Annotated in this window: 8 protein-coding genes, 1 tRNA gene and 1 pseudogene; 6 read left to right on the top strand and 4 right to left on the bottom strand. The window is 59.4% G+C overall.

Annotation, left to right across the window (positions count from 1 at the left end):
* Positions 1 to 31 precede the first annotated feature (31 nt).
* The gene (locus tag HK439_RS03735) at positions 32 to 1,591 is read right to left on the bottom strand and encodes an amidohydrolase family protein (RefSeq protein WP_190290040.1); all 1,560 of its coding nucleotides are present in this window, start codon (positions 1,589 to 1,591) and stop codon (positions 32 to 34) included.
* Between the two features lie 185 nt (positions 1,592 to 1,776).
* Here HK439_RS03735 and HK439_RS27215 point away from each other — a divergent pair, with 185 nt between their 5' ends.
* The 4 genes and pseudogenes from HK439_RS27215 to HK439_RS03715 all read left to right on the top strand — a co-directional run bounded on the left by HK439_RS27215 (position 1,777) and on the right by HK439_RS03715 (position 7,251).
* Positions 1,777 to 2,775: an AraC family transcriptional regulator gene (locus HK439_RS27215; protein WP_190290039.1), complete on the top strand. Its 999-nt coding sequence runs from the start codon at positions 1,777 to 1,779 to the stop codon at positions 2,773 to 2,775.
* Positions 2,776 to 3,200: 425 nt separating this feature from the next.
* Positions 3,201 to 3,396: pseudogene (locus HK439_RS03725) on the top strand (IS481 family transposase); the annotation flags it as partial.
* A gap of 125 nt (positions 3,397 to 3,521) precedes the next feature.
* Positions 3,522 to 5,024, top strand: a complete 1,503-nt coding sequence (locus HK439_RS03720; protein WP_190290038.1) for a tetratricopeptide repeat protein — start codon at positions 3,522 to 3,524, stop codon at positions 5,022 to 5,024.
* Positions 5,025 to 5,076: 52 nt separating this feature from the next.
* Complete coding sequence (locus HK439_RS03715) at positions 5,077 to 7,251, top strand: hypothetical protein (protein WP_190290037.1); 2,175 nt, start codon at positions 5,077 to 5,079, stop codon at positions 7,249 to 7,251.
* A gap of 144 nt (positions 7,252 to 7,395) precedes the next feature.
* On the opposite strand, the gene HK439_RS03710 is transcribed toward HK439_RS03715, so the two are convergent.
* The 3 genes from HK439_RS03710 to mnmA form a co-directional block, all read right to left on the bottom strand.
* Positions 7,396 to 7,472, bottom strand: a tRNA-Met gene (locus HK439_RS03710).
* A gap of 153 nt (positions 7,473 to 7,625) precedes the next feature.
* The gene (locus HK439_RS03705; RefSeq protein WP_190290036.1) at positions 7,626 to 8,348 is read right to left on the bottom strand and encodes a class I SAM-dependent methyltransferase; all 723 of its coding nucleotides are present in this window, start codon (positions 8,346 to 8,348) and stop codon (positions 7,626 to 7,628) included.
* Positions 8,345 to 9,517 carry a tRNA 2-thiouridine(34) synthase MnmA gene (gene mnmA / locus HK439_RS03700; RefSeq protein ID WP_190290230.1) on the bottom strand — a complete coding sequence of 391 codons (1,173 nt, stop codon included), beginning with the start codon at positions 9,515 to 9,517 and terminating at the stop codon, positions 8,345 to 8,347. Before mnmA ends, HK439_RS03705 begins: the two co-directional genes overlap by 4 nt.
* 416 nt (positions 9,518 to 9,933) lie before the next feature.
* Here mnmA and HK439_RS03695 point away from each other — a divergent pair, with 416 nt between their 5' ends.
* Both HK439_RS03695 and HK439_RS03690 read left to right on the top strand, forming a co-directional pair.
* The gene (locus tag HK439_RS03695; RefSeq protein WP_190290035.1) at positions 9,934 to 12,024 is read left to right on the top strand and encodes a flagellar hook-length control protein FliK; all 2,091 of its coding nucleotides are present in this window, start codon (positions 9,934 to 9,936) and stop codon (positions 12,022 to 12,024) included.
* A 43-nt stretch (positions 12,025 to 12,067) separates the two neighbouring features.
* Positions 12,068 to 12,718: a flagellar hook assembly protein FlgD gene (locus HK439_RS03690; protein ID WP_190290034.1), complete on the top strand. Its 651-nt coding sequence runs from the start codon at positions 12,068 to 12,070 to the stop codon at positions 12,716 to 12,718.
* The last annotated feature ends 39 nt before the right edge of the window (positions 12,719 to 12,757 follow it).

Genomic DNA, 12,757 nt, shown 5'->3' with positions numbered 1-12,757 from the left:
GGCGTCATTCCTTTTCGGTTGATAGGCCGTCTCATTGCTCCTGTGCTCTGCGGATCGGCTGCCCGTGTGGCGCGTCGAGTATGAGGTTGCCGTCGCGCACGACAAAGCCGCCGTTCACGAGCACGGTCTGAACACCGACAGCGGGCTGGTTGGCGTTCTCGAAGGTCGCGCGATCGGCCACCGTCTCGGGGTCGAACACAACGATATCGGCGTCCATACCCACCTGCAGCCGGCCCTTTCGACGCATCTGTGGCACAAAGTCTTCCAGCGTCTGCGCCGGCATCAGCGACATCTTCCGGATCGCCTCGCTCATCGACAAGACACCGCGTTCGCGCACATAAGAGCGAAGAATCTTTGCATATGTACCGGCCGAACGGGGGTGGGCAAACACGTTGTCGGGTAGGGGCCAAGCATCGCCCGTGTAGGTCTGGATGCTGCCATCCTCGTCAAAGTAGGACCAGAAGGTGGCATCCGAAGCGATCATCGTTGCAGGGTGCGTGACCGACATGTCCAGCAGGGCCAGGTCTTCCGGCTTGCTCTCGTCCAGGAAGTGCCACGTGATGAAGGTGCCCGGTTTGTTGGCCTGATAGTCCGCCAGTTCGTCCTCGCTCATGCGGTCGGCACCGAGCTGGAAGTTCTCGGCCGTCGACTGCATCCGGTCGCGCCAGTCCGGCCCTGTGAACATCGCGGCCCCGACAACGGTGCTCGCAGCGCCATAAGGATAGGCCTCGACGGTGATGTTGATGCCCTTCGTCATGGCCTCGTCCACAAGCGCCAGCGTTGCCTCGATATCCGCCATCGAGGTGCTGTTGATATGGCAAATATGCATGTGCGCACCGGTTATTGCCGCATTGGCAATCAATTCCTTGAGCGCTTCGAAGGAACTTTGCGGTTCGATCACGCTGGCGTAGCGGACATGGGTATAGGTGGCTACTCCATATCGTTTGGCGAGTTCCGCCAGCGCAAAATACTCCTTCTGGCCGTATCCGGGCGCATAGCCTGCATTGACCCCAATCCCGAGCCCGCCTTCCTTGAGCCCCTGTTCGACCAGGGAAAGGATATGCTCAGACTGCGCCGTGTCGGCGAATTTCGTTTTCCAGTCGCTCTCTGACTGAGCTTGCTGGAAAAACTCGACTGTGGCCAGAGGGTCGGTGTTGTCGAAGGTCGCGATCCGGCTGTAAGTCCAGCCCGCTGCCGCTCCGTAGTTGATCGGCAGGTTTTTCGCCGCCTGACCCTCGTACCACGCGCTAATGGGCAGAACCCCCGACTCGAGCTCCAGCGCCGTCGTCACCCCCTGCATCGCCTGCATGCGGTAATCGCCGATGCTTTGGCCGTGTGCGTGCAAATCGATGAACCCGGGCGACACGACGTGACCCGTCGCGTCGACCACAACGTCGCCTTCAAGCGGGAATTCACTAATTGCCGTGATCTTGCCGTCTGATATTGCCACGTTTCGGATCGCGTCAAGGCCAGTTTCCGGATCAATAACGCGGCCGTTCTGGAGAACGATGTCATTTGCGAGGGCTGCGGTCACACTCATCAGTGAAGCAACCAGGGCGCAGGTAGCGAAAGAAAATGCATGGGAAGACATGAGGTTGAACCGTGTTGAGCAAGCCGCAAAAAAATGACGAACGTTGCAAGTATTCAAGCACGGACACCACCTTCTAAACACTGCGTCTCAGGACAAGATGCTTTGATTGCTGTCCTCTAAAGCAAAGACGTAGTATGCGTCGAGCGTGTTGCCGTTTGCCGGTTTGGATTGAAGGGAGCTGAGTTGTGTCCGATGGGATTGCATTTAACCGTGCTGCGCAGCTTTTGCCATTTCTAGCGCAGTTCCGGCAGCGAGGAGGCCGCATCGATCCGGTCTTGAAGGCCGCTGGCCTGGAACACCTCGATCTCGCCGACTCAACGGTGCTGATTACCGGAAATGCACTTTATCTGGCAGTTGAGGAAATGGCGGGTGCCTTGAATGATCCCTACTTTGCCGCACGGTCGGCGGAGCAGTTCGTAAGAGCCGGACCCGTTTTCGTTCGCGAGAGCTATGCTGTGTCGCAAACGCTTGCCGAGTTTCTTCCTCTCGCCGTTCTTGAACTTGGCAATCAGATCACCAACATCCGCTACTCGCTCCAGATCAATGCCGATCACACCGTGATCCAGGGTAAACGGGCCTTCAGCCCATCGGCGCCGATCGTGCAGGCGGACGCGGCTGTGATCGGTATCTGGGTCACGTTCTTGCGCCTGGTCGTGAAAGAAGACTTCAAACCAGAACGGCTCCTGGTTTCAGCACAAAACCTTCGAGGCGTTCCGCCGGATCTGATCCCTCATTCTTCGCTAATGAAAAGGAAATGGAATGGGGTTCAGGTCGTCTTCCCATCCGATTGGCTGCGGCGACCGCTCGACCTGGACTGGGACATTCCACGTTCCCTCCGGGGTGAATTCAAGGACGGCTCTCCCCGTGAAGCTGTGCTTGCATATCTTGAAAAAACCTGCCGTGAAAAACTATCCGATAAAGCGTTCGGCTTGGAAAACCTGGCACATCACCTTGGGGTTCATCCCAAGAGCTTGCAGCGCACACTCGCTCAGTTAGGAACGACTTTCCAGGGAATCAGAGATAAGACTCGCTACGAAACCGCCCTTAAGATCATGGCCACAAACACGCCTCAACGGACCGAAGAGATCGCCGGGGCACTCGGGTTTTCCGATGCAGCGAGCTTCGCCCGGGCATTCAAGCGCTGGACCGGACAATCGCCCTCCAGATATCGCAAAGGGCTGTGATCTCATGCCTGTCTTGCCGGGATACCCGAGGGAAACACCCATCGATAATGGCGCGATTTCCCAGAAACATAGGTCTAGATGCGCGACGAAAGCTTTCTAAACAGTTTGAGTGGATGTAAGTTCGGGGGCTATAAGCGACCGTGCGTCTACTTTGCACGAATGTCTGCATTTTTTCTCGTACGATGTAAAACCAGACGGTCCGCAATCGGACCCAATTCCGGTCAGTTATTTACGCACAGGCGTGCGGGCAGCAGCCCACGCAATGCTTTACGTGTTGTCCAAGGACAAGGAATGATATGCGGGAGAAGATAGCGCGCCCTGCAACTTAAGAGAGTTCTTCGTTGCAATACTGCCCGACCTGAGAGATAGGTGACAAAACGTTCCGGACACATAGGTAACACTTTTCGTTTTTGCGGGAGGTGTCGATGCCGTGGAAAGAGGTGTCCGTCATGGAGGAACGTCTTCGCTTCGTCGCCCGTCTTCTGGATGGGGAAGGCATGAGTTCGGTGTGCCGCGAGTTCGGCATCTCGCGCAAGACAGGCCACAAGATCTGAGATCGTTTCCACAAAGAAGGACAAACCGCGCTGGGGCGCGCGCAAGATCCGGGAGATCCTGCTCAGGGCGTTTTCAACGCTTAAACGATACTCAGGAACTCGGCTAATTGACATCGCTCAAAGCTGTATTCCGGGTTCGCGCTATCGTGGCAAAAGATATGTGAACCAAGTAGTAGACAGAGGCGGGCGGCCATGTCCAATTTCCTATCGACTTGTGGCCTGGTATCGGGAACGGTCGCCTTTCTCTTAATGACAGGCCTTGTGTACGCCGCCGACGACAGTCTGACTGTTCTGGACAATATTGCGCCGTCGGGCTGGGATATCGATGCGACGAGTGACGTCCACACGCTCACCGCGCCGATGGAAGACGGCAGGGTCTTCATTGAACTCAGGCGCTTCGACAACCCATCGAAAGTGGCCGACCTCGACAACCGGCTAAGTATTGCAAAAAGCACGATTGGTGACTTAGACGAAGCCGCCAGGTTTAATGACACGCCGCCCAGCCGCTCCAACCGGATCAAGGACGGTGCGATCCGCCAATTCGATGCACATTACGTCTTAAACGGTATTCAGGTTACGTCTTGGGTCGTGGTGTTGAAAGGCCGGGCGCCGGGCGAAGAACTTCTGTGGCGTTATGTGGCGCCGTCCCTTGTCTTTGAAGATTATCTGCAGGATGCGGTCAGCGTCCGGGAAAGGCTTGCAGGCGTCATCGGACAAGACAAACCTGCCGCACCGGCCCCGGTCAAAACACCGCCGGTTTCTGCCGCACCCTCACCCCAAAACGAAACAGCGTCACAGTCTCGTCAGCCGGCTTATGATCCCGTCGAGTTGGCCTTCTGGAACGCCATCGCCAATTCCTCCAACCCGGCTGAATTCGAAGCCTATCTGACACGCTATCCAGATGGCGCTTTTGCCGATCTTGCCGGTTTGAGGTTGAAGAGCTTGAAAAATACGCAAGCTCTGCCAGCGAGCGAGCCGCCGGCAGCCAAAGCGTCTCCTCCCGCGCCCGAGACACCCGCCCCTGCACCTGTTACCGCCAAGGCTGGTCTTACTGACTGCGACCGACTTGCGGCTGATCCGAAAGACCCTGACGCAGTTGCACTCGGCCCCAATGACGACCTGGCAATCATTGACGATCCGGCACGGGCACTGGAGGCTTGTGAGCAAGCGCTTGCGGAGTTTCCGAATGAGACGCGCTTCATGACACAATTGGCGCGGGTCTATTTGAGCTTTACCGACGAGCGCAACAACCCGCAAAAAACCATCGACTATTACAAGAAGGCGGCAAGCCTGGGGTCGCGACAAGCCATGTATTCCCTCGGCATGCTGGCGCGCGACGGCATGCTCGCGGAAGGTGGCCGTCATCACATGGAAGAAGCCGCCTATTGGTTGCAGCAGGCGGCGGAACGGGACCATGTCGCGGCAATGACCCATCTTGCCCTCGTCCTTGAAAGTGGTGAAGGCATGGCTCCCGACTATCAAAAGGCCGCCGACTATCTCGTCGCAGCGGCCAAGGCCGGAGATGAAGGCGCTATCGACGCCTTGCTGACCTATCCGGAATCCCGTGCCGGAGAGACGCTGAAGGCCGTGCAGATGTATCTCTTCCGGCTAGGCTATTACCACGGTGGAATTGACGGCCGGTTCGGCCCGGCGAGCAAGAAGGCACTCGTGACTTTCCTGCGACAGAGCCAATGATGGCTGCTCGAGGTTGCCTATAAGAAGACTGCTTCCACGGACGAGAAGACCAATGCCTGACATGAAAACGCTAGCCGCATTTTTTCGTTTCCTGGCCCTCGCCGCTACGGTCACGGTTTACGTCCCCGATAGCGCCAATGCCCAGACCGCTACTGAAGACGCGTTGGAAACAGTCGATGCGGTAGAAAGCGATTTCAAGGACATGCTCGATGAGATCGACGATACGACGGGAAAGCTTGATGCATTTCTGGAAAACATCGAGCTCGCCGACAAGACTTTTCGTGTATTGATCGAAAAGAACAAGAACCATCCGGAAAGGGTGAAACAGCTTAAGGAAGCCTTGCGGGTTGTGCGAACCGTGCAGACGGAAGTTTATGACCAGGTCGGCAATCTGAAGCTCTTGCAAAAGGGCGCCGGCCACGTCAAATCCGCCTTCGACCTCTACGACAAGGTCAAGGAAATCCGCGACCGGGCCAAGGCCCGCAAGGGTGGGCCGCTCGCCAAGAATCTTTCCGTTCTTGCCGACGTGATGAAGGAATATGGCGGCAACGTTCCATTGATCGGCGATGCGATCGAAATGTACGGCGACATTACCGGACAATTACTCGGTGCAACCGACAAGCTGGCCGGTACTATCAACGAAAAATTCAAGCAGGATATGATTGGTGGCGGTGTCAGCCAGAATATCGACGATCCGCGCTATCTGCGGCTGAAGGAACAGTTTCCCGACCTCGCCGACGAAACGCTTGCCCCTGCCGGTCCGGATTATCTTTTCAAGAATGTCGTCGATAACAACGATCCGCGTAGCTACATCTGGGATGAGAAAGCCAAGAGCTGGTACGTGGTGAAAGGGCCGGTTCCGGCTACGAAAATATTTGGCCGGGTGCTTGCCAATGGCTCCCGACCAACACCCAGGCAATTGGCCTTCCTTGTGAGCCATGGCGACGCAGCCCTTAAGCGGGAGCAGAATGCACAGCAAGTGCTTTCCATCATGCGGCGGCTGCGTGGCAGCATCAACATGGACGTCGAGTTCGGGGCTACCAGGCTCTATGGCCTTGATATCATCGGCGACCAGAGGATCCCGGAGCTTTTCCTCTCCCGTTACATCTACGACGGAAAATACCGCGACCTCGTCCGCAAATACGCGGCGCAAATCTGGATGAATGCCCGGACCATGCGCGGCTCGGCGCGGTTCGCCCGCGCGTTGGACGACTGGGCCAAGAACGCCGGTTTCGACCTTTATGATACGCTGACGGAGGATCAGAAGGCGGAACTCGCCGCGCGACTGGAGGCTCTGGAAGCGGAACGGCAAAAAGCGAAAAAGGAGAAAGAGGAGAGAAAGAAAAAGAAAAAACCGAAGAAACCGGAACAAATGGCTACAGCCGATCAAAAGCCCGAGCTTGAGCAAAAAGAGACAAAGACTGCACCATCGCCTGCCGGCCCGGCCTCAACGATTCCGCCAACGCAAAAACCGAAAAATCTGATAAATCAGCCTAAGACCTCGGTAACGCCGCCCACGGCTGCTCCGAATTTGCCAAACGCCACAATCACCCCTTGGGACAAAGCGTTGCCGCGCTCGGTCTGCCTTGCCTATCAGAAGCAAATCTCAAAGAGCTTTGACGGTGCCAATTACCGGAACCTGAAAGCTGTCGGCGATCCGTCGGTCGATGAAAAGGATGGTGGCACCTGCAACATACGGTTCTCCGGAGAAATGAAAGACGCCAAGGGCAAATGGCAGCAGCTCGACCAGTTCCAGCTCAGCTTCTACATCAAGGATATCCGCAATCATCTCAGTCAGCTAAGCGGCGAGAACGCCTATAACAAGGTCTGCGCCAATTGGAAAACCGTTGAATGGTGTGAAGGCGGCAAGCGCATCTGCGTTGCACATGAGACCTATACCTATTGCGTTGGATGGAAAGGCGAGATTGCGCGTCCCGAATGCGCCAAATACGATACCAAGACCGTCTGCTCGAAATGGGATTGGGTTTGCGTGAAAGCGCACGCGCGGACTTATTGCGACAAATGGGCTCCCGTGACGGCGCAAAAGACTGCGCCCCAGCCGGTCAAGTCAGCGCCTTTAGGGGAGAAGCCCAAGCCATCGGTAAAGGAAGACAAGGCCGCGGACAGCTCGCTCAATTGCGAAGAGATTGCGAAGAAATATCCGTCCTGGTCGCTTAATCCGGCTGCCATCAAGGCGCGGATGAAATGTCTCAAGATCGGGAAATAGGGTGCGCAACCCAGACACTGGCTATTAAGAACGATTCAAGGTGATCTTACGCCTGTGGAAATGACGAGGTTCGGAAATACCGTCTCTCTCCCAGTAATGGATATTTCAATGGATGTGCCCGACCTGAGAGATAGGTGAGAAAAATGGTAGCGGAGGAGGGACTCGAACCCCCGACACGCGGATTATGATTCCGCTGCTCTAACCGGCTGAGCTACTCCGCCACAGGTCTTCGCGTTCGCGAATGTGCGCTGCTTATAGTGAGGCAGGGGGCGGGCTGTCAAGCGGTCTCGTGCCGGGAAACGGTGGAGTTCGCGACGGGACCGGAACGGGCCGGTTTTGCGGCCGGATCCGGCGTTTTTGCCAAGGCCCGCCGGTCATTCTGCCGAGGCGGGGTGTTCCGGCTTTCTGAAGGTCATCAGGGTGAACAGGCCGAAGGGCGCCAGAGTGGTTTCCTTTTCCAGGCGCATGCTCGTGCGGGTGAGAATGCGCGACTTGGGGAAGTCCGTGTTCCAGCCCAGGCGGTCGGCGAACCGTTCCAGGGCGCGCTCGGCATGGGCGCGCAAGCCGCCGTCGGCGGAAAAGTGGTTGACCAGGATGACGGTGCCGCCGGGCTTGGTCACCCGTTCCAGTTCCCGCATGACCCTGGCGGGATCGGGAACCACGGTGATCACATACATGGCGACGGCCACGTCGAAATGATCGTCGGGAAAGGACAGGTTGCCGGCGTCCATGGTGGTCAGTTCGCGCACGTTCGGCAGGTCGCGGGCCCTCAGGCGGGCCCGCTCCAGCATTTCCTCAGACAGGTCGATGCCGGTGATCTCCAGGTCGGAGCGGTATTTCGGCAGGGAGATGCCGGTGCCGACACCCGCTTCCAGGATATGGCCCGAAAGCGTGTTGATATGTTTCACGGCTTCCTGGCGGCCCTTGTAGAACGGGGCGCGGAAGACGAGGTCGTAGTAAGGCGCCCAGCGGGCATAGGCGGTGCGGACCGCGGTTTCATCCAGCCTGGCCACGTCCTGCGGTAGGCTTTTCAGACGGGACCTGATCCGGTTGGCGATGAACCGAAGGCGCTCGGGGAATGTGTCGCTTCTGTTCATGCGGTCAACGTCTCTCTTTCCGTCTTGTCCAGGGTCCAGCTTCCCGCGCGTTCGGCCCGGTCGATCCAGCCGCCGCCGAGCACGCGGGCCTCGTCTGTGTCACTGTCGAAAAAGACACAGGCCTGGCCGGGCGCGACGCCGGTCTCGCCGGTGACGAGCTCGACCGATACCACATCGCCGTCCCGGCGCAGGATGGCAGGCGCCGGCGGCCGCGTCGAGCGCACCTTGGTGAAGAGATCGATTTCGGCGCCGTCTTCAAGCGGCAGATCGCCGATCCAGTTGACCTCGCGCAGGTAGATCTTCCGGGTTTCCAGCGCTTTGCGCGGGCCGACGACGACGCGGCGCCGGTCCGCGTCCAGGCGCACCACGTAAAGCGGCTCGCCGGTGGCGACACCGATGCCGCGGCGCTGGCCGATTGTGAAGTGGATGATGCCGTCATGGCTGCCGAGCACCCGCCCGTCCATGTGAACGATCTCGCCCGGTTCGGCCGCATTGGGGCGAAGCTTGCGGATCACATCTGCATAATTACCGTTCGGCACGAAGCATATGTCCTGGCTGTCCGGCTTGTCGGCAATGGCGAGGCCGTACTTGCGGGCGAGGTCGCGCACGTCCGACTTCGGCAGGCCGCCGAGGGGAAAGCGCAGGAAATCAAGCTGTTCCTGGGTGGTGGCGAACAGGAAATAGCTCTGGTCCCGGTCCAGGTCGGCCGGGCGGTAGAGGCTGCGCTTGTTGCCCGAGGCGCGCGAGCGCACGTAGTGGCCGGTCGCCAGAACGTCGGCGCCCAGGTCCTTTGCGGTCTTCAGCAGGTCGTGGAACTTGACCGTCTGGTTGCAGGAGACACAGGGGATCGGCGTTTCGCCGGCAATGTAGCTGTCGGCGAAGCGGTCCATGACCGCTTCCTTGAAGCGGCTTTCATAATCGAGCACGTAATGGGGAATGCCGATCTTTTCCGCCGCCCGACGGGCGTCATGGATGTCCTGGCCCGCGCAGCAGGACTTGGCGCGGTGCACGGCGGCGCCATGGTCGTAAAGCTGCAGCGTCACGCCGATGACGTCGTAGCCTTCATCCTTCAGCATGGCGGCCACGACCGAACTGTCGACGCCGCCGGACATGGCAACGACGACACGCGTGTCTTCGGGGCGGCCGGGAAGATCCAGACTGTTGCGCATATATACTGTCACTCAGAGTTCATTCTGTCGGTCAAAAAGGGTGGAAACGGTTCGGCCATTTTCCGCCGGCGGTTTCTTTGTCGCTTCGGTGCTTCGTCGCATTTGTGTTCGGCGCTCAAGCCGTTGATCCCGCGGCCGGCCGGGCCGAGCTCAGGCGTGCAGCGAAAGTCGGCGCACTATACAGATAGTCATTGTCAATGCCAATTCCACCGGGGTGGACTCGGCAAGCTTTGCCGATTGGGCAAGGGATTCCGGGCGGATCTTGCGACGCTGATTCATGCGTCTTTTCTAATCCTCTGAAATATATAGAAAAAATCCAATTTTCGATTTGGCGCGCCGATTGCTTTCCCCTTGTGTGACGTGGTTTGCCCAAATGGGCTTGAGCATTGGGGGCGAGTTTGCTGCCTTTCGGATTGTTGACTGAAGTTTCTGCCGGCGCGCTTGGCGTCGGGGCCGGTGCAGCTGCCGGCGCCGCGGGGCCGTTCCCTGCGCTGCCCGGGGATGCTTCTGCTTTTGCGGCTGCCCTGAATGCAACCGGTGGCATTGCCCAGGTTGGGGCCCAGGCCGGGGCCCAGGCCGGCGCTCAGGCCGGGGTTCTGCCCGACGGGGCGGCCATTCCCGGCCTCGATCTGAAAAACCAGAAAACAGCGGCAGACGGCACGCAGGGCCTTCCGGCCGGGCTGGAGGCGTTGCTGCTGGGTGTTCCGGCCGTACAGCCGCCTGTCGCGAACGGACAGAACCTGGACGGGGAAGGCGGGGCTTTGGACATTGACGGGGCTGGAATTGCATCGGCGTCCGCCGAGGCCGGTGCCAAGGCCGGCGGTTCGAATGGCGTAAACGGTGCGGCGGGTACCGGCACGCCGCCCGCGGGTGGCTTCGTGCCCCAGCTTCCGGCTGCTTCCGCCGGTGAAGGCGTGCCTCAGGCGCCGGTCGATCCTTCCCTGGCAGGCAAGGGGCAGCCTGTACCGTCCGTTCAGCCCTCAGGGCAGCCGGCCGATGCGTCCGGAGATCTGTCCGGTGCGGCTGGTTCTCGTGACGCTGCGCTGGAAGATGTAGCGGCAGCAGCCACCGCCAGGGCCGGTGAGCAGGTCGGGGGTGCCGGTGTCGAAGATGCAGGGGGCGATGAGGCCCTCGTAAAGACTGTGTCGACGGAAGCCCAGCCGTCGGCCAACGTGGCTTCCGGTGCGAAGGATGCTGCAGTCCCGGCGCCTGAGACCGTGTCCGCAAAGGCCGATGTTCAGCCGGCTGCGGAAAGTCAACGCAAGCGCCGCTGGCAGTCGGATCTTCCCGAGAACGCCCGTTCGACGATTTTGAAAGAGTCTCTTGCCGCCGATGCGGCAAAGACGCAGCAGGCTGACAGCGATACGGATAGCGTTGCCGGCGTCGCCGATAGTTCGAAAAAGACCGCAAAGACGGCCGGAGAACTCCCGGTGGTTCCGGTCTCCGGCAAGGACAAGCCGTCTTCTGCATCCGCAAAGAGCGCGAATAACGCGACTCAGGCCGCCGCATCATCCCTCTCCGTTTCCGCCGGCGGGCAGGCTGAAAACGCGCCCGTCGACGCGGAAGCCGCCGATCCGCAAACGGAAGCCGCAGGGACAGAGACCCTCCAGTCCCGAAAGCCGGCCTCGATGCCGGCGGCCGCTGACGACGGTCAGCCGTCCGGAAACCCTTCTGTTGAAGCCGCGGCCAAGCAGGTTGCGAAAAAGGCTGCGGATGCCGATCTGGCCGATCAGGCCGCGGCCGATGACGCCGCGCTCGACGATCCGGACGCCGTCGATCCCGGCGAACCGGTTGCCGTTTCCGAAAAGACCGCGAAGGGCACGTCCGTGGCGGATGCGGCCGATGACAAGGCTTCGGCAGGTTCCGGTAATGCGGCATCCCGTGCCGCGGAACGCAATGCGCTTGCAGCGGCCGCGAATGCCGGGGCATTGGGCAGGGCAGCCGATGCTGATGCCGACGCGGATCCGGATGGCCAGCTGACCCTTTCGCTCAACATGCGCACGGATGGCAATACCAGCCAGATGACCACCGGGCGGACCGACATGCAGCAGAACCCGACCCAGGCGCAGGCGGCCCATGTGGCGACGCAGGTTGCCTCGGGCATCGTCCGTCATCTGCAAAACGGCCAGACCCGGTTCCAGATGCGCCTCGATCCTCCCGAACTCGGGCGGGTCGATGTCGATCTGAAAGTGGCACATGACGGCCGGGTCCATGCCCATCTGATCGTGGACCGCCCCGAGACCCTGGACCTGTTCATGCGCGACCAGCGCGGTCTGGAACGCGCGTTGCAGAATGCCGGTCTCAACACGAACGCCGACAATCTGTCGTTTTCGCTGAATGACAACGGCAGCCAGCAGTCCGGCTTTTCCTGGGGCAACGGCGACCAGGGCTATCCCGGCGATACCGCTGGTGGTCCGGCCGCCGACGACAGTCCCGACGTGATCGACAGCCAGAACATCCAGGTGGCCGTCCGATCCCAACAAGGCGGCCTGGATATCAGGATTTAACGCCGGAGCGAACGCCCTCAGGGCGAACCAAGGAGTATGCGTAATGACAACGGTTGATTCTGCAACAGCTGCAAATAGCACGTCCAAGTCCTCGGCGGCATCCGATGCCCTGCTCGGCAACTATGACCTGTTCCTGTCGATCCTGACCACACAGGTTCAGAACCAGGATCCGCTCAATCCGATGGATTCGTCGGAATACACCAGCCAGCTCGTGCAGTATTCATCCGTGGAGCAGTCGATCCAGACCAACAAGTACCTGGAACAGCTGGTTTCGAGCATGGCGGCGAACCAGGCTTCGAATTACGTCAACTATCTTGGGTCCACGGTGACCGCCAGCGGCAGCACGGCCATGCTGGAGGACGGCAATGCCAACTGGTCGTATACCCTGCCCGAAAATGCCTCCGGCACCGTGACCATCAAGAATTCCAACGGCGCAACCGTCTACTCGGGCGATGTCAACCTGTCCAAGGGCAGCGGGACCTATTCCTGGGACGGTGTCGGCAGTTCCGGAAATGCGCCCGATGGCGCCTACACGGTCAGTTTCGATCTCAAGAATGCGGCCGGAAATTCCATTCTGGCGAAGACCGAGGTGTCCGGCAAAGTCGATGAAGTCGACCTTTCGGGCGAAACGCCTTACCTGAAGGTTGGCAATGTCAGCATCCCGGTCAGCTCGGTGAAGTCCGTATCCAGCTAAATTATTTTCTCCCTGTCGGCATTCGGGCCGGGAGGGAGG

Origin of the sequence: Roseibium aggregatum, from assembly GCF_014692675.1 — a bacterium.
GTDB lineage: Bacteria > Pseudomonadota > Alphaproteobacteria > Rhizobiales > Stappiaceae > Roseibium > Roseibium aggregatum_C.
Note: the sequence above shows the minus strand (reverse complement) of the source record. Positions and strands in the feature narration are given on the sequence as shown.

Excerpts from the sequence above, each read along its gene's own strand:
- HK439_RS03735 (WP_190290040.1), bottom strand. The coding sequence starts at position 1,591 with ATGTCTTCCCATGCATTTTCTTTCGCTACCTGCGCCCTGGTTGCTTCA.
- HK439_RS03720 (WP_190290038.1), top strand. The coding sequence starts at position 3,522 with ATGTCCAATTTCCTATCGACTTGTGGCCTGGTATCGGGAACGGTCGCC.
- HK439_RS03715 (WP_190290037.1), top strand. The coding sequence starts at position 5,077 with ATGCCTGACATGAAAACGCTAGCCGCATTTTTTCGTTTCCTGGCCCTC.
- HK439_RS03705 (WP_190290036.1), bottom strand. The coding sequence starts at position 8,348 with ATGAACAGAAGCGACACATTCCCCGAGCGCCTTCGGTTCATCGCCAAC.
- mnmA (WP_190290230.1), bottom strand. The coding sequence starts at position 9,517 with ATGCGCAACAGTCTGGATCTTCCCGGCCGCCCCGAAGACACGCGTGTC.
- HK439_RS03690 (WP_190290034.1), top strand. The coding sequence starts at position 12,068 with ATGACAACGGTTGATTCTGCAACAGCTGCAAATAGCACGTCCAAGTCC.